General features: G+C 46.7%; 17 protein-coding genes. 16 read left to right on the forward strand and 1 reads right to left on the reverse strand.

Annotated elements, in window-relative coordinates:
• Positions 1-144: 144 nt before the first annotated feature.
• The 10 genes from H065_RS0110845 to H065_RS0110890 all read left to right on the forward strand — a co-directional run bounded on the left by H065_RS0110845 (position 145) and on the right by H065_RS0110890 (position 12,143).
• Complete coding sequence (locus H065_RS0110845; RefSeq protein ID WP_017813080.1) at positions 145-798, forward strand: M48 family metallopeptidase; 654 nt, start codon at positions 145-147, stop codon at positions 796-798.
• 101 nt (positions 799-899) lie between these two features.
• Positions 900-1,691, forward strand: a complete 792-nt coding sequence (locus tag H065_RS0110850; RefSeq protein WP_017813081.1) for an SDR family NAD(P)-dependent oxidoreductase — start codon at positions 900-902, stop codon at positions 1,689-1,691.
• Between the two features lie 10 nt (positions 1,692-1,701).
• The gene (locus H065_RS0110855; protein WP_017813082.1) at positions 1,702-2,622 is read left to right on the forward strand and encodes a helix-turn-helix transcriptional regulator; all 921 of its coding nucleotides are present in this window, start codon (positions 1,702-1,704) and stop codon (positions 2,620-2,622) included.
• A gap of 76 nt (positions 2,623-2,698) precedes the next feature.
• Positions 2,699-3,217 (forward strand): DinB family protein, encoded by a 519-nt coding sequence (locus H065_RS0110860; protein WP_017813083.1) that lies wholly within the window; start codon positions 2,699-2,701, stop codon positions 3,215-3,217.
• 138 nt (positions 3,218-3,355) lie between these two features.
• The gene (dhaK, locus tag H065_RS27365; RefSeq protein WP_017813084.1) at positions 3,356-5,116 is read left to right on the forward strand and encodes a dihydroxyacetone kinase subunit DhaK; all 1,761 of its coding nucleotides are present in this window, start codon (positions 3,356-3,358) and stop codon (positions 5,114-5,116) included.
• A gap of 303 nt (positions 5,117-5,419) precedes the next feature.
• The gene (locus H065_RS0110870) at positions 5,420-6,997 is read left to right on the forward strand and encodes a sensor domain-containing diguanylate cyclase (protein WP_017813085.1); all 1,578 of its coding nucleotides are present in this window, start codon (positions 5,420-5,422) and stop codon (positions 6,995-6,997) included.
• 551 nt (positions 6,998-7,548) lie between these two features.
• Positions 7,549-8,193: a TetR/AcrR family transcriptional regulator gene (locus tag H065_RS0110875; RefSeq protein WP_017813086.1), complete on the forward strand. Its 645-nt coding sequence runs from the start codon at positions 7,549-7,551 to the stop codon at positions 8,191-8,193.
• A gap of 185 nt (positions 8,194-8,378) precedes the next feature.
• Positions 8,379-9,032 (forward strand): HlyD family secretion protein, encoded by a 654-nt coding sequence (locus tag H065_RS0110880; RefSeq protein WP_026136166.1) that lies wholly within the window; start codon positions 8,379-8,381, stop codon positions 9,030-9,032.
• A 16-nt stretch (positions 9,033-9,048) separates the two neighbouring features.
• Positions 9,049-10,578, forward strand: coding sequence for a DHA2 family efflux MFS transporter permease subunit (locus tag H065_RS0110885; protein WP_017813088.1), 1,530 nt, complete (start codon positions 9,049-9,051; stop codon positions 10,576-10,578).
• 50 nt (positions 10,579-10,628) lie between these two features.
• On the forward strand, positions 10,629-12,143 hold the full coding sequence (locus H065_RS0110890; protein ID WP_017813089.1) for an efflux RND transporter periplasmic adaptor subunit: 1,515 nt from the start codon (positions 10,629-10,631) through the stop codon (positions 12,141-12,143).
• Between the two features lie 442 nt (positions 12,144-12,585).
• Here H065_RS0110890 and H065_RS0110895 read toward each other — a convergent pair whose 3' ends face one another.
• A complete protein-coding gene (locus tag H065_RS0110895; RefSeq protein ID WP_017813090.1) occupies positions 12,586-12,783 on the reverse strand; it encodes a hypothetical protein in 198 nt (65 codons plus the stop codon).
• Positions 12,784-13,113: 330 nt separating this feature from the next.
• On the opposite strand from H065_RS0110895, the gene H065_RS0110900 reads away from it, so the two are divergent.
• The 6 genes from H065_RS0110900 to H065_RS0110925 all read left to right on the forward strand — a co-directional run bounded on the left by H065_RS0110900 (position 13,114) and on the right by H065_RS0110925 (position 21,881).
• Positions 13,114-13,677 carry a maltose acetyltransferase domain-containing protein gene (locus tag H065_RS0110900; protein ID WP_017813091.1) on the forward strand — a complete coding sequence of 188 codons (564 nt, stop codon included), beginning with the start codon at positions 13,114-13,116 and terminating at the stop codon, positions 13,675-13,677.
• A 115-nt stretch (positions 13,678-13,792) separates the two neighbouring features.
• Positions 13,793-15,376 (forward strand): sensor domain-containing diguanylate cyclase, encoded by a 1,584-nt coding sequence (locus H065_RS0110905; protein ID WP_017813092.1) that lies wholly within the window; start codon positions 13,793-13,795, stop codon positions 15,374-15,376.
• A 171-nt stretch (positions 15,377-15,547) separates the two neighbouring features.
• Positions 15,548-16,888: an MATE family efflux transporter gene (locus H065_RS0110910; protein ID WP_017813093.1), complete on the forward strand. Its 1,341-nt coding sequence runs from the start codon at positions 15,548-15,550 to the stop codon at positions 16,886-16,888.
• A gap of 333 nt (positions 16,889-17,221) precedes the next feature.
• Entirely contained in the window at positions 17,222-18,322 is a 1,101-nt protein-coding gene (locus H065_RS0110915) for an ATP-binding protein (protein WP_017813094.1), read from the forward strand.
• Complete coding sequence (locus H065_RS0110920) at positions 18,310-20,727, forward strand: DUF5682 family protein (protein ID WP_017813095.1); 2,418 nt, start codon at positions 18,310-18,312, stop codon at positions 20,725-20,727. Before H065_RS0110915 ends, H065_RS0110920 begins: the two co-directional genes overlap by 13 nt.
• Positions 20,712-21,881, forward strand: coding sequence for a VWA domain-containing protein (locus tag H065_RS0110925; RefSeq protein WP_017813096.1), 1,170 nt, complete (start codon positions 20,712-20,714; stop codon positions 21,879-21,881). The genes H065_RS0110920 and H065_RS0110925 overlap by 16 nt, the downstream gene beginning before the upstream one ends.
• Positions 21,882-21,916: the final 35 nt, after the last annotated feature.

Below are 21,916 nucleotides of genomic sequence, written 5' to 3' on the forward strand. Positions count from 1 at the left end.
CATCTTGTAGGGTACAGTTTAATACCGGTGCTGCTCTTTTGTTATCCTGTATCTATCGTAGCTTCTGGAACGTCCCGGATGTGATATGATAGGATCACCTGTGCATCTGCACATTCCAACGAATCCACAAGAAAGAAGATTGCCATGAATATTACGATTCAGAACCAGACTATAGCCTGCAATGTACAGTATTCCAAACGCAAAAAAGTATCGATCCAGCTCGATCCAAACGGTCTGCTGACCGTGAAGGCACCTAATGGTACACCAGAAGACGCTATTATCCGTCTTGTCGAGCAACATAGCGAGTGGGTGCTGGACAATCTGCGCCGAATAAGCAGCAGCCAGCCAGCACCGGAGGCGAGGGCCTATGAAGACTATGGTACCTTTATGTATCTGGGGCGTGAGCACAAGCTGGAGGAACTAATTGAGACCACAGATGCCGATGAGGATATGCTGCGTAACCGGCTCAAAAAGTTCTATTTTTCCAGCTGTAAAAAAGTGATCAATCAGCGGATTGCCGCCTACCAGCAGCAGCTAAAGGTCAAACCGAAGAGTATTGATATCGTTGAATCGACAACCAAATGGGGCAGCTGCAGCTTTGACAAAAAGCTAACCTTCAACTACCGGCTTGCCATGGCACCTGTCGAGGTTATCGATTACGTTATTGTTCATGAGCTGTGCCACTTGCTGCATATGAATCATGACCGTTCCTTCTGGCGCAAGGTTGGCGGGATTATGCCTGATTACAAAGAAAAAGAAGAGTATCTGGCAAGATACGGTCGATATATGACGCTTTAAATGAAATCATTTACCATAATCAAGGGTAATAACTGTTCGATAAGATAACGCTTACTTCATAAGAATCTGCTGAAACCATCATAACAGAGGAGCTGGATGATATGGATCGGATGAAAGGGAAAGTAGCTATCGTAACAGGAGCAGGTTCGGGGATTGGACGTGCAGCGGCGATCCGCCTGGCTGCCGAAGGAGCCCGAGTTGGACTGATCAACAAAACCGAAGAAGACGTACAGGACACCAGGAAGATTATAGAGGATGCCGGTGGAGAAGCGCTCGCATTCACAGCCGATATCTCGGTTCCCCAGGAATACAAGCAGGCACTGGAGCAGATTGCCGAGCAGTGGGGCCAGATCGATACCCTGTTTGCCAATGCTGGTATTCTTGGTGTGGTCGGTCCGATCGAAGCTATTCCGGATGAGGAATGGGACACAACAATGACCAATAATGTCAAAGGTGCTTTTACCAGTGTAAAATATGCAATTCCCTATCTGAAGCAACATGGTAAAGGCAGTATTGCACTTACCAGTTCGCTCAGCGGTACACGGGTATTTTCCCAGCAGGGTTTTGCGGCTTACAGCACATCCAAGGCTTCGATTGCCGCTTTTGGACAAATGGCTGCTTTTGAATTGGCGCCATACAATATCCGGGTGAATATCGTTGCCCCAGGTACCATCGAGACGAATATCCAGGGTACAGGCAACCAGATGCCGGAAATGAAAGACATGAAAGTTAAAAAGGTGGAATACCCGGACGGAACGGTTCCTTTGCCTGAAGGTAACGGTACATCCGATCAGGTAGCGAATGTTGTATTATTCCTGCTGTCGGACGATTCTGCGCATGTAAGTGGTTCGATCATCTATGTCGATGGCAGTGAGTCATTATTTGTAGGATAAGGAGCGGTACATGAAACTGGAACGTCTAATCTCCATCATCTATAAACTGCTGAATCATGAGATTCTATCTGCTGCTACGCTGGCTGAAGAATTTCAGGTATCCCAGCGAACCATTTACCGGGATATCGATGTTATCTGTGCTGCAGGGTTTCCGGTCATTTCCCATCAGGGCACCCATGGTGGCTATGGCATGATGCAGGGATACAAAATGGACAAAAGCCTGCTGGGTTCCTATGATGTGGCTTCTCTGATCACTGTACTGCGCAGTCTGTCTTCTGTATTTCAGGATGAACGTGTACAATCGACGATTGAGCGGCTGCAGACGATAGAAGCGGAGCATCACCCGCCGAGTCTGAGTGTGGATCTGGAGACCAGGCGTACAGCGCCCCATGTACTTGCCCATTTGCGCACAGCCATTACCCAGCGGCAGGTTGTACAGTTTGATTATATTAATGCAGATAATGTGCGTACGAGCCGTGATATAGAGCCTGTACATCTTTATTTCAAATACGGTAACTGGTATGTATATGGATACTGCCGTAATCGGCAGGAGTATCGGGAGTTCCGGTTGTCGCGGATGATGGATGTGGAGTTGACGACAGAGCCTTTTCAGGCCAATCACGAAGTACCTGGAGAAAGCCAGGTTGACTGGTGGAGCAGTATGCCCCGTGAGCTGGAAGAAGTGGTCATCCGGGTACAACCAGAAGCACTGGCCGAAGCACTTGATCAGTTCCAGCAGATGGACAGGGAATTTCATGAAGATGGCAGTATGACGATGCGGATTAGCGTCTACAAGCCTCTCGAAGCTCGCTGGCTCTGTTCGATCTTGCTAAGCTTTGGCAGTGGGGTAGAGGTAATGCAGCCAACCGGGCTGCGCAGCATTCTCAAGGAACAGCTTCAAAAAACACTCCGACTCTATGAAGAAGTATGACAGACTGCTGTCATACTTCTTTTTTTATAATGAAGTCAGTTCCCATCCATCTTATATTCAAAGGAGAATGTTATTTATGACCAATCACCCTGTAGAAATGTTTGATTATCATATCTGGGCTACTCGTACGATTCTGGGTAGAATTGCTGAACTTCCGCCTACTGTACTGAGTCAGGAAGTGAACAGTTCCTTCCCGACGATCGCTCATGCACTGTCGCATATGTATGCCGTAGACGAGATGTGGTACAGGATCTTCACAGGTATCGAGATGAGGAAGGCGCTGCAGGACACGATGCCTCTCGCAGCCGAGGTGCTGTCTGGCACCGAAGAGTACGCGAGCAGGTTTGATCAATTGTCGGAACGGTATCATGCCGCTTTGCATCAACAGACCGATCTGGAGCAGAGCATGGTGCTGGATAATCCTTATGCAGGTATTCGCGAAGTCCGGTTATCGGAGATTCTGCTGCATGTGGCCAATCACGGAACCTATCATCGCGGCAATATCTCCACGATGCTGCGTCAGTTGGGACATGCATCCACTATGACGGATTATGTATTCTACTGGTATCAGCAGCCGAATATCCCGTCTGCCTGATTAGGAGGGACCAATCGCAGCAGCTTGCCGAACCTCTGCGGCAAGCTGTGCATTGAAGGGTAATAGATACTGTTTGCGCGTGTTCGCTGCGCAGCGATCCGATTCATAGCGATCTCACAGATCAGAGGAGGCATTATAATGAAAAAGGTAATGAACAAAGCAGAAGACATGGTATTGGAAATGGCCAAAGGCATGGTTCTCGCCCATCCCGAATTGGAACTGATCCCCAAATATAAAGTCATCAAGAAAAAAGAGATTCCACAAGATAAAGTCGTACTGATCAGCGGCGGTGGAAGCGGGCATGAACCGGCACATGGAGGTTATATTGGTAAAGGCATGCTTGATGCAGCGGTATGTGGAGATATTTTTGCTTCGCCTTCACAGATACAGGTATATCAGGCGATCAAAGCTACAGCCGGTACCAAAGGCGCCTTGCTGATTATCAAAAATTACAGCGGCGATATGATGAACTTCAAAAATGCAGCCTACCTGTGCGAAGAAGACGGTATTCAGGTCGATTATGTCAAAGTGGACGATGATATTGCCGTAGAAGACAGTCTGTATACGGTCGGACGCCGAGGTGTCGCCGGTACAGTGCTTGTACATAAAATTGCCGGTGCCGCCGCTGAGGAAGGGCGCGATCTGCAAGCGGTCAAAGCTGCCGCCGAAAAGGCTGCTGCCAATGTACGCAGTATTGGCTTTGCTCTAACATCCTGTACGGTACCAGCCAAAGGTTCACCTACATTCGAGCTGGGTGAGAACGAAATCGAATATGGCGTTGGTATTCATGGCGAGCCAGGTATCGAGCGTGATGATATGGCTTCAGCGGATGCACTGGCACAGCGCATGGTGCATGATCTCTTGAAGGATATGCAGCTGACCGAAGGATTTGATGGTGAAATCGCTGTTCTGGTCAACGGATTCGGTGCTACGCCGCTGCAGGAGTTATACCTGTTCAATCATGCGGTTACCCGTGAGCTGTCCGAGAAGAATATTTCGATCAATCGCGCCTTTGTCGGGAATTATATGACCAGTATCGATATGGCAGGCATATCGCTGACCTTCATGAAGCTGGATGAGGAGCTGAGAACATTATTGTCCCGGGAAAGTGATACACCGGCATTCAAAGTATCCGGTCCAGTGGAACCTGTGTCCTATAAGGAAGCTGCGCAAGAACCGGCAGCAGATCACCCAGTATCCTATAAGGTCGAGACGCCTGAAGCGGACGCAGTGATCCAGGGAGATACGCTGAAGCTGAATAATCTTATCTATCTGATTGATAAGATGAGCGAAGTCATTATCGACAACGAAGTGCCGTTTTGTGACCTGGATTCCCATGCAGGCGATGGAGACTTCGGCATGAGTATTGCCAAGGGATTTCGTCAGTTGAAACGGGAATGGAAAGAGGTTCTGGCGCAGGATCAGCTGACGATAGGCAGTTTCCTTCACGCGTCGTCACTCATTATTATGGAAGCTTGCGGCGGAGCATCCGGTCCGATCTGGGGTTCTGCTTTCCGGGCAGCTGGCAAAGCGGCGGGGGACAAACAGGAAGTGACAGTTGCCGAATTTGCGGAAATGATGCAGGCTGCTGTAGAAGGAATCCAGTCGACCGGCGAGCGTTCGTTTGGACGGGGAGCTGTCGTAGGTGACAAGACGCTGATTGATGCACTGGTACCCTGTGCAGACAGCTGGTCACAAAGTGCACAGTCCGGCGATGACATGCATACCGCTTTCCGCAAAGGAGCCGAAGCAGCTGTACACGGTGCAGCCAGTACCAAGAATATCGTAGCCCGTATGGGACGTGCCGGAACAGTCGGCGAGCGCAGTCTCGGCTATCCGGATGCAGGCGCTCATGCACTTGGCATTATTTTCACGACATTATCGGATAGTCTTCGTTAATATTCATTCCTATCTATTCGTAAAAAGCAGACACCGGTTTGGTGCAGAAGGCTGTGAATGATCCTAGCCTTCTGTAATCTATCCGGTATCTGCTTTTTCCTCGTTTGGGGACAATATCCAGACAAATGCGGCGCAGAGCAGCAAATTTGTGTTTTGAGACGATTTTTGTTGTCAAAAGTCATTTAATTCCTTACGATAATTGTAATAGAAACTTATACTGTTGCGAAAAACATTATGGATCATGTAAATCGGAAAGTAGTATAGGCTTTATTCTGAATACTCCCATTGAGAGGACCGTGTTGAATGAACGATCTGTTCATGGATTTTTTGACGATTCAGCTACCTACCTATTTTTTCCTTTATATGGCGATTACACTGATTTATCGCAACCGGAAAAGCAGAATTAACCGTGTAGCCGCGCTGATGATGATGGCGCTGGTCATGTACTTTTTATTTGAGTATTTAAAAACGTCTTTACTGCCACAGCATCAGATGCAGTTGGTGCTGTACGGAAGTGCACCTGCGCTGTTGATGTTCGTCTGTACACTGGTGCATCTCAGCATTCTGCTGGGCGATTCGGTTACATACAGGTTTCGTAAATGGCTGCCGCTGGTATATGCGTCACCTTATGGATTATGGCTGTACTTTCTCGTCACCTGGGATCACCATCTGCTGTATAACGAGCATGTAACCGACGGTCGCAGTCCACTGCATCCAACGTATTTGCTGGTATCGATTACGTTCATTATCGGATATATTTTGCTGTCTGTGCTGCTGCTTGCCTATAGCTGGCTGCGTACCCGAGAGCCCCGGCGTAAAGTCATCTATCGCTGGCTGTTGCTTAATGATTTCCAGCTGTTCGGTACATTTGCGTTGATTACCACACTGCTTCAAAGCGGTATAATCGTGACGAGGGTATCGATGATCCTGTATTTTATCGGTTATCTGGTGTGGGCGATGCGTCTGCGTCATCTGATTGGCAAATACAATATCATGCCCGATTATCACAAACGTTTTCAGATTCTGTTCGAGTCTGCCCCCAATCCTATTCTAATGCTGGATCTCAAAGGGAATGTAAAAGAGATCAATCCCTGTACACAGCGCTGGTTTGCCGATATTCCGGCAGATCAGATTCCCCAGCACTTTACATTTGCTGATGGACAGTCACTTCAGCAGATGCTGTCTTCCTGTCTGGAGCAACCGGACAGTGTGACTCATCTGGAGATGCATGTGATCAGGCAGGGACAGAGCCGTCTGGATCTGGTAGCAGGTATTGATCTGATTACCGAGGCGAATGAAGAATTGTTCGTGCTGCATTTGACGGATGTAACTTCGCTCAAGGAAGCCGAGCGTCGTCTCATCCAATCTGAGCAAAATTACAAGTACAGTGCACACCATGATGCACTTACCGGATTATATAACCGGGCAGCAGTGGAGGAACAGCTACAGATCAAAATAGCGGGCGGCGAGCGCTTTGTCTTGGTGATGATCGATATGAATCATTTTAAACCAATCAATGATACGTACGGTCATATAACTGGGGATCAATATTTGCAGTATGTCGCTAGACAGCTGCGTATGCTGGCACAAAAACCGGGGGATGTCGTCGGCCGCATCGGTGGTGACGAGTTTGTCATGCTGCTCGCCTGTCCGGAGCATGTCGATGCAGCCCAGATGGTGCATACCCGACTATCGCTGCTGAACGATAAAGTTTTCCGGCAGGAGGATATGGAAATTCCCGTTTCTTTTGCTGCGGGACTAGGGATTTATCCGGAAGATGCTGCTGATATGATCGGTCTGCTGCGCTATGCGGATCAGCAGATGTATAGTATCAAGCGACAGCAGCATCGAGGTATTCACTTTCGCGTCCATGAGCTGTAGACTTAGACAATAAGCAATAAGCAATAAGCAATAAGCAATAAGCAATAAGCAATCGGCTATGGGATATCATCCGATCATTAATGCTGCCGTAACGACTACTATAAGCCAACTTCAAATCCTATATACTATTCCAAAATGCCAATTATATTCAGCCTGCTGTTTGCAGATACTGAAAATGATTGGCATTTTATTATAAACAGTCCTTTCATAAATAAAATTGCTGACCTGGCGGAACAACTGCTAATCAAATCGGATACCTCTCGTAGTTATCAGACAGTTTTTCAATACGGATTACTCTTAGCTAGCAGTTACTAACTAATCTGAATGTATAAAAGTCTACACATCCGACTGCTTCTAACAAGAATTTGCCACCTTATATGTATTAATTTCAATAACAATATTGACACATGACACCGTGTCACATATAATTCTTTATGTAACTTTTTACAACAAATTATGCCTGCCTACATCTGATGGAATATTCTGCGTACAGCAGCAAGCTCTGATCGGCATCATCAACCGGAGGTTGCGGGAGGCAGTGGAGTGAATGTATGCCAACAAAAACCTTTTTTAACCTGCCGGAGGAAAAGCGGCAAAACCTGATGAATGCAGCAATGCGTGAATTTTCCAGGGCTTCGCTGGCGGATGCATCGATTGCGAATATTATCAAGGACGCCTGCATTCCGCGTGGTAGTTTTTATCAGTATTTTGAAGACAAGGCGGATTTGTTTTTTTACATTCTGGAGGAGCACAGCGCCAGTAACCGCGAGCTGATGATGTCTATGGCGGTCAAGCACAAGGGCGATCTGTTTGCCTCATCGGCAGAATTTTTTGAATCGACACTGCACCGGTTTATGCACCATGAACATCGTGATTTCGCACGTAATATTTTCCTCAACATGAATTACAAGATTGAATACAAACTGATTCTGGATGTGAAAAATCCCACGACCACTGAGCGGATTCGTGACTTCTATCGAAGTTACATGAGTCTGATCAACCGGACAGGACTGAATATCAGGGATGAGAAAGAACTTTTTCATCTGATTAAAATCCTGCGGGCTATTATTATTCAGAACTTTATCCAATTTTTTGCGGGGGAAGCGGATTATGAAGAGGTGCTTCGCAATTTTGCTTTGGAGCTGGATCTGCTAAAAAGAGGTCTTTATGCACCTTCGGGTGATATGTCCGAGTAGCAGGTTGCGTCGATTCATACAAGTACATATTCTTGTAGGCGAGAGTGGATAAGCCGGGAACGATCAAATACTGGTGTTAGCTATCTTAAATTCAAGAATTAGCATTTAGGCATGTTGCGTTAACAACTTGTGCGCAGCATGCCTGTAGAAGGACCAAAATTATCTGAACAGCAGAGGTGGAGTAAGTGAGTAGAAAGATTGTTTTATCCATTCTAGTCGTGTTACTGGTTATTAGCGGTGGCACGCTGGTGTACTACTATTGGTATCAGGGCGCACATTATGTGAAAAGTGATGATGCCCGCATTACAGCGGATCAATACAAAGTCATGCCGCAAATCACGGCAGAAATCGATCATATCGATGTAGAAGAAGGCGACGTGCTGACACGCAATGAACCGATCGCCGAGCAAAATGTATCCGGACTGGAGTCCAGCGCGATCAGCAAATCCGTGCTGCGCGCACCTATCGACGGTACCGTCATCAAAGTCTATTCCAAAGAACACGAGATTGCTTCCCCAAGTTCGGCTGTAGCAATCATGGCGGATATGAAAAATCTGTATGTATCCACCAATATTGAAGAAACCGATATCGATCGCATTAAGCCAGGCGAACTTGTGGATATTACACTGGACGCTGCTGGTGATCAAGTGATTCAGGGTAAAGTACGTAAAGTCGGACAAGCATCGAATTCGGTATTCGCCTCGATTGCGGCAACGAATACAAGTGGTAACTTTAACAAAGTCACCCAGCGTATTCCTGTAGAAATTGCGCTCAGCGTACCGAAAGACATGAAGCTCATTCCGGGCAGTAACGTTGAAGTGAAAATTCACACATCCTAAGAAGGAGGGGTCTTTAGTGGCTACTAATGAAATCGCCGCTGCTCCTCCCAGTGATTCACCCAGAGAACGCTGGTTAGCCTTTTTTGCCATTGTACTGGGGGCGTTCGTCGCCATTCTGAATAACAGTCTGATCAACGTGGCGATTCCTCAGCTGACGACAGATCTGGGTTCAACCACGACGAAAATTCAATGGGTTATTACGGGCTATACACTGGCTTCGGGAATCATTGTTCCGATTACGGGATTCATGGAGCAGCGCATCGGATATAAAAAGTTTCTGATCGCAGCGCTCAGTCTTTTTACACTGGGAACTGTATTCTGCATATTTGCCTGGAGCGATACATCGCTGATTGCAGCGCGTATTATTGCCGGTCTGGGCGGCGGCGTTATCATGCCGCTGAGTATGACCATCGTCTACAAAATTATTCCGCGTGAACAGATCGGTATGGCGCTCGGGATCTGGGGGATTGCCGCTATGGCAGCTCCTGCGATCGGACCGACGCTGAGTGGTTATCTGATCGAATGGTTTGACTGGCGCTTCCTGTTTATCGTATGTGTGCCAGTTGCTTTATTTGCTATTCTGATGGTTATCCTGCTGATCAAAGAGCCTCCCAAAGGGGCTATCGTCAAGTTTGATCTGCTGGGATTTTTGCTGGCAGCAACTTGTGCAGGTACACTGCTGTATGCATTATCCAGCGGTTCCAGCGATGGCTGGGATTCTTTCAAAATTGTCGGCCTGTTCTTTATTGCTTTCTGGGCACTGGTATTCTTGATCTTCGTCGAAAGTGGACAGGAGAATCCGGTTATCGACATTTCACTGTTCAAGAACTATAAATTTGCTATTAGTGTTATTACATCAAGTTTTGTCATGATGGGTCTATATGGCGGTACTTTCCTGTCACCATTGTTCCTGCAAAATATTCAATCGGTATCACCGGTACACACCGGTATTATCCTGCTGCCTCAGGCGATTGCGATGGCGGTTATGATGCCATTTGCAGGTAAACTGTTTGACAAGATCGGTATCGTGCCGATCGGTCTGGTAGGTCTGACACTGACCAGTATTATGACTTACCATCTGCATACCCTGACTCCGCAGACTCCGCATTTGTGGTTGCAAATTGTGCTGATGTTCCGCGGGATGGGAATCGGGATCTGTATGATGCCATTGTCTACCGTCGGTATGAACGCCGTACCACGGGATAAAGTCGGTAAAGCATCAACTGCATCCAATCTGGTGCGTACAATTGCCGGTTCGATGGCGATTGCCATTCTGACCTTCCTGATGCAGAACCGTACAGCGCTGCACAGCCAGCAGATCTCCGAATCGATTACGCCAGATGCGGCACAGTCTTTCCAGGCGATGCTGGGCAGTTCCTGGACCTCGACCGTATCAGGTCTGATTTCACTGGATGCTTATTCCAGAGGCATCGCGGATACCTTCCTGGTATCATCGATCCCGCTGTTTTGTTCGATTCCGTTTGTATTCCTGTTCATTAGCAGACGCAAAGCGGCCAAGGAAACACTTCAGGAAAGCAAAGTATAATCGGTGTCTCTGCCGGTTGATATTCTAGATAGAAAGAAAGGGAATAACCAATGAAGATTAGAAAATGGGAAGTAACTGCAGGGGCACTGCTGCTCAGTACGGTTGTCCTGTCTGGTTGTGGTAATGCTAGTACTCAGGCAGCCCAGGACATGAACGTGAATGTAAAAGTAGCCCAGGCACAGCAAGGTGTTATCGGACAGGGTGAAATCTATACCGGTACCGTAACGCCATCAGCTACCGTAAATATTATGCCTAAAATTTCCGGCAAAGTATCTACAGTCGCTGTTGATGTAGGTGCAGAAGTTAAAAAAGGACAGGTGCTGCTCAAACTGGAAGATGATGATCTGCGCAATAATCTGGAGATTGCCAAATCCAATGTAGCAGCAGCTGCAGCAGGCGTAAATACAGCCAAGGATTCCCGTGAAACCGGTATGGTCTCGGCGAACTCCGGTGTCGTTAGCTCCAAAAACGGCATTATCTCATCCAAAAGCTCCATCAATCAGGCGCAGGGCAGCATTAACCAGGCGCAGGGTTCTGTGAATCAGGCGCAAACAGCGCTCAAGCAGGCACAGACCGCTGTCTCTACAGCCGGTAATACGATCAAACAAGCTCAAGAAGCACTGACCAATGCCAAGTCGACGCTGACACGTACCCAGTCGCTCGCAAGCAATGGACTGGCTACTCAGGCAGAGCTGGAGCAGGCGCAAGCTGCTGCAGTCAGTGCGCAAACAGCGTATGATAATGCGGTTAATGGCAAAGCCAATGCGGAAGAGCAGCTGTCTGCCGCTCAGAAAGCGTTGTCCACTGCCCAAAAAGGATTGTCTACAGCTAAATCTGCTTATGAGAATGCAACCAGTAGCTATGAAAATGCTAATTCCGGTTACAGCAACGCACAGCGTCAGCTGGAAGTCTCCCAAAGCACAGCAGGTATACAAGCCAGCCAGCAAAAGCTGGATCAGGCACAACTGAATGTACAGATTGCCCAGGATTCCCTGGATGATACGGTTGTTAAATCACCAATCAATGGTATTGTTACAACCAAAAATGCTGAAGTAGGCGAGATGGCCGGTCCTTCTGCGGCTTCACTGGTTATCGCGAATCTGAGTACAGTCAATATGCTGATCTATGTTCCGGCTAATGAAATTAACAATATCAAAGCAGGCGATCAGGTACAGGTGCGTGTTGCTTCCTCCAATATCGTAACCAATGGTAAAGTGAAAAATATTAATCCGATGGATGCGAGCGGTAATGGTTATCCGGTTAAAATTACAGTGTCCAATGCAGACGGCAAACTGAAATCCGGTATGCTGGCAGATGTAAGCTTTGTCGGTAAAGATGCCAAACAGGGCATTATTGTACCAAGCAAAGCGATCCAAAAAGACGGTAAAAAAGCCTATGTATATGTTATCAACAAAGACCATGCGGTACGCAAAGAAGTAACCATCGGCAGCGAGTCCGGTTCTCAGACCCTGATTACTAGCGGTCTAAAAGACGGCGAGCAGGTTGTCGAGAATAATCTGGCTCTGATGGGTGACAATACAGCTATAACGATATCACAGTACTAAGTCATATTGCGTATACCATTAAATATTCAGTTGCAAGCAGTTCCCTGATTCAGGGGAGCTGCTTTTTCTGTATGACTATACAAAACCGGAAAAGACGACCGTATATCCATAAGCAGAAACAAGCTGTGTTTTGATCTGAAATAATGGTATCCAAACAGCACACAAATTAAATAGGCCAGCAATTTGGTTACTGGCCCACGATAAACACTCTATGCGATTAGAATAAATTATAAAATACTGCATTAAACACAAAGACCAGTAAAGGAAAGAAAATAAATGATAAAAGAAATAGAAGAGTAAGAGACAGGGTATTAGTTACAAATGCGAAAAAGAAGAGTGGGTTGGTTAATATATAGACAAACTATGCAATAAATCGGGGAAACATCTAATAAAACCGAATTTCAATTCGACTCCATCACTTAAGAAGGAGGATCATGCTATATCAATGCTGGAGCTGGGTATCAGGCTTCACACGTTTGATTGTCCAATAAGGAAAAGTCAGTGCTCCATGATTAGTATGAATAATAAAGAAATTAGGATTATGATGAGCTTCACATGTGCCAATATAGGTCTCACCACTGATCAGATGAATGTTCAGAGGTTCCTGGTTATGAATGGCTTCCTGGATAAATACGTTCACTTTCACATTCTCCTTAGTCTTGAAGTATGGTTGCAATCTGTGGGTTATCACCTTTTACTACAAAAACATCCATGAATATCGTTTGTTACCTTGTTTATTACCCTTTAAAAGATAGAATAAACAGGGTTTATCAACTTTTTACATACAATTTTAAGAATCATCTAAAATTTGGATAATAGAGATCATTCTATGCTTGTATATTATAGTTTTACATATAAATGTAGGACATCAACAAACGATATTGGACAAACAAACATTGCATAATCTATAGTATATAATTAAAATACTTTTAAAAAGTATAATCATAATTAGAAAAGGAGAAAATAAGTGATGACTAAAACTGAAAAAGAAAAAATGATTGCTGGAGAATTATATTCGGCTGCTGATCCGCAATTAAGCCAGGAAAGGGAATACGCTCGCAAAACCGTTCGCTTGTATAATCAGACAACCGAGCAGGAAGTAGAGGACCGTACCCGTTTGCTCAAGGAACTTCTGGGATCAACCGGTGAACATATTAGCATGGAACCGAATATACGGGTGGATTATGGCTATAATATTCATGTGGGTGAGAATTTCTATGCCAATTTTGATTGTACGATGCTGGATGTATGTGAAGTACGAATTGGTAATAATTGCTCTTTGGCTCCGGGAGTACATATTTATACAGCTGCTCATCCCATTCATCCATTAGAACGAATTGCTGGACCGGAATACGGCAAACCTGTAACAATCGGCGATAATGTATGGATTGGCGGACGAGCTATTATTAACCCGGGCATTACGATTGGCAATAATGCAGTTATCGCTTCGGGAGCTGTCGTTACCAAAAATGTACCCGATAATATGATTGTTGGTGGCAATCCGGCACGCATTATCAGAGAGATTGAACTTTGATTCCTATGTAAATAGAAAAGTGCTGCACTCCTTTTTTTATACATCGATTGTACTCATTATAGAGCCCCGGCGAACCGATAATAATTTTAATTAGAGGTATTGAAGGGGCTTTGCCATGAAGAAAGTAACACAGCGCGAGATACGCGGAATTCGCCTATCAACATATATGTGCGGCCTGGCATTTCTGACCTCCTTTGTGATTCTGCTGTCCTGCCTGTTTATCGGCTATACACAGGAACGGCAATCCATTGAACAGCAAGTGCTGGAATTAAATGAAATTCACGCCAAAGAATTAAGCCATATCACCGAATCTCTGGTTGCTGCGATGCAGCATTCTCTGGAGGAAAGTGCCAAGTATATTATTGCCCATCCTGCGGAAAGTGAGCAGCTGGCTCAAAGCAATCTGGATTATTTTCGTAATTCCAGTAGTTTTTTTAATGCAGTCTTTCTGATCAAGCCGAATAAAACCATAGCTTTCAATTCACCGACGAGCCTGAATCAGGCCGGAACGAAGCTGACTTCACGTATCAGTATCGATGCTTTGGAAGCCAAGCGGCCTACTATTTCCAGTCCTTATATCGGCAAAATCAACCGGACGATCATATTACTGACCCATCCGTTGTTCAACTCTTCCGGTGAGTATCAGGGAATGCTGGCTGGTACGCTGTATTTACAAAAGAAAAACGAGTTGAAGGAATTATTGGGAACGAACAGCAGAAAAACAGACGGTTCCTATTTCTATGTAGTAGATCGTGAAGGAAATATTATATATCATCCGAATCCGTCGATGATTAATATCAATGTACAGCAAAATAAAGTCGTACAGGCACTAATGCAGGGCAAGAGCGGAAAGCAGATTGTTGTAAACTCCAAGAACCGTACGTATCTGGCAGGATATTCAGTAATATCCAATGTAGGATGGGGGATTGTTTTTCAGACACCGATTGAGAATACCAATGTCTATTCCAGCAATCTTGTTCGTTCTACTCTAATCTATCTGGTTCCTGTTATTATTCTGTTTATGCTGTTTATATTCTGGCTCTCCCGCTGGCTGGGCAAACCACTGTATTTGCTCGCTGCCTATGCACAGAATCTGGCTGCTGGACATCGCGGCAAGAATCGTCCGAAGTTGAATCGGTGGAACTATGAAGCCCGGCAGCTGCATCATGCGATTATGATGCTGGAAGAAGAAACAGGTGAAAAGGAAAGACGTCTGCAAAGTGAAGCCAATCAGGATCCGCTTACCGGACTTTTGAATCGTCGTGCACTGCAGTCCATCACCGACAATTGGGTGTATAATCAGTATTCATTTGCAGTTATTATTCTGGATATCGATCATTTCAAGTCGGTTAATGATACGTATGGTCACCCGGTAGGAGATGAGGTACTCAAGATGCTGGCCGGCGTACTACGCAGCCAGGTACGAACGGAGGACCTTTGCTTCCGCTATGGTGGGGAGGAATTTGTAATTCTGTTGTATGAAGTGAGCGAGCATGAAGTGATGGAGATCGCAGAACGGATTCGTCAGACGACTGCTATTTTCCCTACACCTATGGGACCGAAAATCACCATTTCACTTGGTGTTACCCTTTCCCAGGATGGAGAATCAGAAGCGCAGCAGCTGTTCAAGCATGCAGACACAGCGCTTTACCAAGCCAAGGAAAACGGACGGAACCAGACCGTATTTTATTCCTTCTAAAAGAAATAATATATATTTTTTTGAAGGAGCCTTCTATTTACGGGAGGCTTCTTTGCCATAATCAAAAAAGAGAGATGTTAATCGTAATATTTACAAATTAATAACTCTCTCTTATAATAAGCAGGCATTGTAAGTATAAAGGTACAGTTAAGCGGTTGGAGGTTACAGGAAATGAGTCATTTATCAACAACTATACATAAGAGTCCATCGCACAAGGAATATTTACTACTCAGTCTGCCATTGATTGTATCGACGATTACAACACCTCTTCTGGGACTGGTAGATACTGCAGTAGTTGGGCATTTATTTGATCCAGCATATCTGGGAGGAACAGCAATTGGTACATTGATTTTTAATACCATATACTGGCTGTTTGGATTTTTGCGGGTGAGTACATCGGGTTTTGCTGCTCAGGCGAGAGGAAGCGATGATCGGCAGGAAGGTGTAGCAGCTCTGATACGGCCCCTGATGATCGCTCTGGTCATCGGGTTGATCTTTGTCGCACTGCAAATTCCCATTTTGCAGGCATCACTGCTGCTCATGCAGCCGGGCCCGGACATTGCTCATTGGGCAGGTGTTTATTTTCATATCCGTATCTGGGGAGCTCCGCTGACTCTGCTCAACTATGTATTGATCGGCTGGCTGATGGGCATGTCGCATATTCGTCAGACACTGATCACGCAGATCTCCATGAATGTGGTGAATATGCTGCTGGCGATCTGGTTTACCCAGGGACTCGGCTGGGGCGTAGCTGGTGTAGCAGCAGCCACTCTGTTCGCTGAAGCACTGGCGCTGGCAGCAGGAGTGTATTTTGTCTGGCGTTCTCCTTATATGGATCGTCGTTCAATTCGTCTCAAAGGAATGTTGGCCTGGAGTCAGCTTAAACCGATGTTTCGGGCTAACAGCGATTTGCTTGTGCGAACGATATGCCTGCTTACCATGTTTAATATTTTCACAGCCCGCAGCACATCATTTGGTCCGGAGGTGCTGGCAGCCAATTCGATTTTGCTACAAATCCATTATATGATGGCGTATTTCTTTGATGGGCTGGCTAATGCAAGTTCGATTTATGCCGGGCAGGCCAGAGGAGCCCGTAGCGGACCGTTATTACGGCGGAGTCTGACGCTGTCCTGGATATGGACAACGGTCACGGCTGTATTACTCACACTTATCTATTTGGCAGGACGTGAACAATTTGTCGCCCTGTTTACAGACAATAGAGCTGTAGTTGATATTGCGCTGCAGTATAATGCCTGGCTGCTGTTATTCCCGCTGACAACGGGTTTTGGACTTGTATTTTATGGGGTGTTTACGGGAACAACGATGACTGCGCCGGTTCGCAATTCGATGCTGCTCTCGGTTGTACTGTTTATAATCAGCTGTTTGGTATTGATACCGATGTATGGTAATCACGGGCTGTGGGCTTGCTTTATACTGTTCGGAATCGGACGTTCGGCATTTCTGCTAATGTATGTACCCGGCCTGGAGAAGCGTATGGCTGCTGAAGGATAGATCAACAGGAGTATCGAATAAATATGTATAAAAATTGCGGGATGTTCCTTCATTAAAAGCAGTTTTGGACAAAGGCTCCTTTATCTCCGGATAAAAGGAGCCTTTATGTATAGATGAGATTGGCAGTTCGGCTGGATTCCGCGTAAAATGAATTATGAATCATCTGGTAATATTACTGATTCATAGCTATACGACGCAGGTCTTTGGCGGCAAGTTATCTGTTTCATACGAACAGGACGTTCTGACTATTTTGTAGGTGTCATTCGCTATAGACGTTATAATTATGATAATATGGGAACATATGATCCTATATCGAGAGGGGAATACATAACAATGGAAATGATGAAACCACCTGCGGAAGTACTGTATGCCCGGGAATTGCAGGCTCTGCAGCAGGAAGATAAAAACAAGCGTCCTCCTCATTGGCTGTTGTCGCCTGTATACATACGTGATTTTATTATTGGACGCGAACAGCCTGCCAAGCTGGATGGCGAGGAAGTGCCTATAACCCGCAAATTCTATGGCAATGATATTCTGATCGAACGTGCTATTGTTACACTTGCCGGCAACCGTGGATTGATGCTGGTTGGAGAACCGGGTACAGCGAAGACTATGCTGAGCGAGCTGTTGTCTGCTGCCATTTCAGGGACGAGTACCAATACCATTCAGGGAACAGCAGGTACAACAGAGGATATGATCAAATATTCCTGGAATTATGCCATGCTGCTGGACAAAGGACCATCCGAACAAGCTCTGGTGCCTTCACCACTGTATCATGGTATGAAAAAGGGCATTATCACCAGGTTTGAGGAGATTACACGCTGTCCATCCGAAGCCCAGGACAGTCTGATCAGTATCATGAGTGATAAAGTTATGAATATCCCCGAGCTGGATGGAGGCGTGTTGTTTGCCAAGCCAGGCTTCAATATTATCGGGACCGCCAATATCCGGGACAAAGGGGTCAATGAGATGAGCAGTGCCCTCAAGCGCCGTTTCAACTTCGAGACGATCCGTCCGATCAGCAATGTCAAATTGGAAGCACGTATTATCGAGGATCAGGCTCGTAATCTACTGGTTCACAGCGGCATTGATATGCCAATTGATCTGGAGATTGTGGAACTGCTGGCAACGACCTTTATGGAGCTGCGCACCGGTCTGACGCGGGAAGGCTACAAAATCGATGTGCCACAGGCTGTTATGAGTACAGCCGAAGCAGTGTCTGTCTATGTGCAAAGCGCCATGACTTCCTACTATTATGAAGACAAAAATGTAACGCTGGACCGCCTCGTACAGAATATGCTCGGTACTGTCGCCAAGGAAAATGAAAAAGATCTGGCTGCGCTCAAAACCTATTTTTCCCGTGTAATCAAAGAACGCGCCCGAGAAGACCAACTGTGGGCTGCCTATTATGAGGAAAAGAAATGGATCGGCTGATAGCGCAGGAAGCAGGAGAGCAGGCGGAGCTGCAGCAGCTTTTTGAGCAGCAGGTATATAACAAGCAGGAACAGGTTGTACATTTTCCAATCCGTCATCACAGTCCGGCCTGTTCGTATCATTTGCTCCAGGTGATCCATGACTACGATCCGCAGGTTCTCTTGATTGAAGGACCAATCAGCGGGAATCCGCTCATCCCGATCCTGGCAGATGAGCGTACCGAAGCACCAGTCAGCCTGTACTATACATATGAGACTAACGAAGAAAAGGCTGCTTTTTATTTCCCTATGCTGGATTACTCACCCGAATATGCAGCTATCCGAAAGGCTGCTCAATTGGGCATTCCGGCACAGTTTATTGATCTGAATTATCGTCCACAGCCAAAGGAACAGATCATTGAACCGGCGACAGAAGAACTCATGGAAAAGGATCGGGTATCCTATCAGGATGAGAAGCTGCTCACCGGATCTTCTTTTATCAACCGACTTTGCCGCAGGCTGAACTGCCGCAGCTTTGATGAGTTGTGGGAAAAAATGTTCGAACTGGGAGCGACACAGAAGAGTACCGAAGACTTCATGCGCGGTGTATTTGTATACTGCTCTCTGTCACGCTTTTGCTATTCACAGGAAGAGCTTGAACGAGAAGGTACCCTTGCTCGTGAACAGCATATGAGAGAGCGAATTGATGAAGCGAAAGAACAGTACGAGCGCATATTAGTTATAACGGGTGGATTCCATACGTATGGACTGCTGGACCAACCGGCGAGCAGCCAGATTGCTGAAGTGCCGCGTAGGATTCAATCGGCTGATTACCGGGAGCAAATCTATCCGATGGTGTATACATTTGAGGAGGCTGACCGACTGAATGGCTATGCAAGCGGGATGCCCTATGTGGGCTATTATGCAGAGATCTGGACACTGCTGCAAAAGAAAAATAAAGCCGCCGCTTATGAGCAGACTGCTATCCAAATGCTCTCCCGTCTAATGCGCGTACTGCGCAAACAGCAGGAGGAAGTCTCTACCAGTGATGCGATTGAGGCCTATGGCATGATGCAGGGACTCGCCGTTCTGCGCAGCAAACCGGAGAGCGGTGTCTATGAGCTACTGGACAGTGTGGTCTCTTCCTTTGTCAAAGGCGAGCATAACCTGGCTTCGGACCAGCCGCTGCAGGAACTATCCCGTCTACTGACAGGTAACCGAATCGGAACGGTGGCTCCGAATACATTTACCGTACCGATTGTAGAAGATTTCAGGCGGCTTGCCAACGAATGTAAATTGCAGATCGGTACTACCGGAAGGCACAAAAAAGTACTGGATCTATATTCCAAACCGCTGCATCGTCAGACCAGCCGATTGTTGCATTGCATGGTATTTCTGGGAACCGAATTTGGCACACTTGAATCAGGACCGGACTGGGTTACTTATCGGGATGTGAATCTGATGCGGGAGACGTGGAGCTATACATACTCTTCCTATACCGAAGCACGTCTGATTGAGAATTCTATTCATGGTGGGACGATTCGCGAAGCGGCAGCCCAGCGGGCAGAAGAACGAATCAAGCAGCTACCGGCACATCATAGTGAAGAAGCAGCGAATTGGCTGCTACGAGTGCTGCTCATGGGACTGGAAGACAGTGCCGATCGGTTATTCGAACAGGTAGGCCGGACGCTGCGACAGGATGGAAGTTTCCTGTCACTATCACGTACAGTGGAGATTCTGGAACGAATTTATGAACATCGAAGACTGTTGGGGTTGTATCGGGATAAAGTGCTGCTCGAATTGCTGCAGGAAGCTTATCACAATACCCTGGCCAAAATCACAGGGCTGCAGCATGTGCATCAGGACGAACAACCGAAGGTTATACAAGCACTCAAACAGCTGTATATGCTCGCCGAATCCGGACGGGGAACATTCGCTGCAGAGCCACTCGTGGATCGCTTGTCCGAGCTGCTATCCGTGCCTGAGTTGCCGCCAGGACTGGAAGGCGTATGCATAGCAATTCTGTCACGGATCGACGGGCGAGATCCTGCCGAGATTACCCTGCGTGCCCGGGCATATATGCAGGGGACACCGGAGCAGATGATGCATACAGCAGCTTATTTGCAAGGGGTATTCGCTGCTGCGAGAGATGTGCTCCTGTATGACAGTACGCTGATTGGCGATCTGAATACACTACTTTCCCGGCTGCCACATGAAGACTTCCTGCGGATGATTCCGGAGCTGAGGCTGGCGTTTACCTTTTTCACACCGACGGAGATCGACCGGATTGCAGAACGCATTGGCAGTCTGTTCGAAGCAGTAGCCGGATCGTTATCCGAACCTGCAGTAGACGAAAAAGTATTGCAGCAGTCTGCAGCATTGGATCATGCTATTCGAGAGGAGCTAAGCCGATGGAGACTGATTTGAACAAGCAGCCTGATGAGACGCTTAAAGATCGGCAAGTGCTGAATCGATGGCGTCTGCTGCTTGGGCCATCTGCTGAATCATCACTGAATGAGAGCGGATGTTATAACCCGGCGCAATTTGAATATAAGGAAATGGATGAAGTACTGGGCTATCTGTATGATAGGGAGTATGGTGCGGATCAGGGATACCGGGAACGGGGTGGAGGCAGAGGTGCCTCACAGTTGACGGTTCCCCGCTGGCTAAGTCAGGTACGCAAGCTGTTCCCTCAGGAAACCGTCGAGATTCTGGAAAAGCAGGCGCTGGACCGTTACGGACTCAATGAACTGCTGCGCGATAAAAAAGTACTGGAATCCATGGAGCCTAATATGAATCTGCTGCGAAATATTATGCAGTTCAAAGGCAAAATGAAAGGCGAAGTGCTGCAGAGTGCCAAAGAGATTGTCCGGCAGGTCGTAGAAGACCTGCGACGGCAGCTGGAAAATGATGCAAAAGCCAGTATTATGGGCAGACGCAGCCGCTACACCAGCAATCGTTCCCGCTCCCTGCGGAATCTGAATTTCAAAAAAACGATTGCCAGAAACCTCAAAAACTATGATAAGCGCAACAAACGCTTTGTAGTGGACCGCCTATATTTTGATGGTAATATTCAGCCTCATAACCGCTGGAATATTATTATTGCTGTCGACGAGAGTGGTAGTATGATGAATTCAGTCATCTACAGCTCGGTAATGGCGAGTATTTTTTATCGTCTGAATGCGCTCAAGACGCATCTGTTTATTTTTGATACCGAGGTAGTGGATCTGACCGATCGACTGGAAGACCCGGTCGATCTGCTGATGAGTGTTCAGCTGGGCGGCGGTACGCATATTGCCAAAGCTCTGCGTTATGGGGAGAGTCTCATTGAGAATCCATCGCGGACCATCTTTATTCTCGTGAGTGATCTGGAAGAAGGCTATGGAGCAGAGCCGATGTACCGGGCAAGTCGTGATATTATCGATGCAGGCTGCCGGATGCTGGTGCTGACGGCGCTTGATTTTGAAGGAAGTGCTGTCTACGATCAGCGTGCGGCGCGGAGGCTTGCCGATATGGGCGCCCATGTAGCAGCGATTACACCGAATCAACTCGCCGATTGGATCGGGAAAATTATTACCTGATTTCATTTCTATTCATACACATACCGATACATGAT

It is taken from the genome of Paenibacillus shenyangensis (genome assembly GCF_000346635.1).
Lineage (GTDB): Bacteria > Bacillota > Bacilli > Paenibacillales > Paenibacillaceae > Saccharibacillus > Saccharibacillus dauci.

What these genes read in the sequence shown, in the direction of transcription:
- H065_RS0110845 (WP_017813080.1), top strand. Translation starts at nt 145, where the DNA reads ATGAATATTACGATTCAGAACCAGACTATAGCCTGCAATGTACAGTAT.
- H065_RS0110850 (WP_017813081.1), top strand. Translation starts at nt 900, where the DNA reads ATGGATCGGATGAAAGGGAAAGTAGCTATCGTAACAGGAGCAGGTTCG.
- H065_RS0110855 (WP_017813082.1), top strand. Translation starts at nt 1,702, where the DNA reads ATGAAACTGGAACGTCTAATCTCCATCATCTATAAACTGCTGAATCAT.
- H065_RS0110860 (WP_017813083.1), top strand. Translation starts at nt 2,699, where the DNA reads ATGACCAATCACCCTGTAGAAATGTTTGATTATCATATCTGGGCTACT.
- dhaK (WP_017813084.1), top strand. Translation starts at nt 3,356, where the DNA reads ATGAAAAAGGTAATGAACAAAGCAGAAGACATGGTATTGGAAATGGCC.
- H065_RS0110870 (WP_017813085.1), top strand. Translation starts at nt 5,420, where the DNA reads ATGAACGATCTGTTCATGGATTTTTTGACGATTCAGCTACCTACCTAT.
- H065_RS0110875 (WP_017813086.1), top strand. Translation starts at nt 7,549, where the DNA reads ATGCCAACAAAAACCTTTTTTAACCTGCCGGAGGAAAAGCGGCAAAAC.
- H065_RS0110890 (WP_017813089.1), top strand. Translation starts at nt 10,629, where the DNA reads ATGAAGATTAGAAAATGGGAAGTAACTGCAGGGGCACTGCTGCTCAGT.
- H065_RS0110900 (WP_017813091.1), top strand. Translation starts at nt 13,114, where the DNA reads ATGACTAAAACTGAAAAAGAAAAAATGATTGCTGGAGAATTATATTCG.
- H065_RS0110905 (WP_017813092.1), top strand. Translation starts at nt 13,793, where the DNA reads ATGAAGAAAGTAACACAGCGCGAGATACGCGGAATTCGCCTATCAACA.
- H065_RS0110910 (WP_017813093.1), top strand. Translation starts at nt 15,548, where the DNA reads ATGAGTCATTTATCAACAACTATACATAAGAGTCCATCGCACAAGGAA.
- H065_RS0110915 (WP_017813094.1), top strand. Translation starts at nt 17,222, where the DNA reads ATGGAAATGATGAAACCACCTGCGGAAGTACTGTATGCCCGGGAATTG.
- H065_RS0110920 (WP_017813095.1), top strand. Translation starts at nt 18,310, where the DNA reads ATGGATCGGCTGATAGCGCAGGAAGCAGGAGAGCAGGCGGAGCTGCAG.
- H065_RS0110925 (WP_017813096.1), top strand. Translation starts at nt 20,712, where the DNA reads ATGGAGACTGATTTGAACAAGCAGCCTGATGAGACGCTTAAAGATCGG.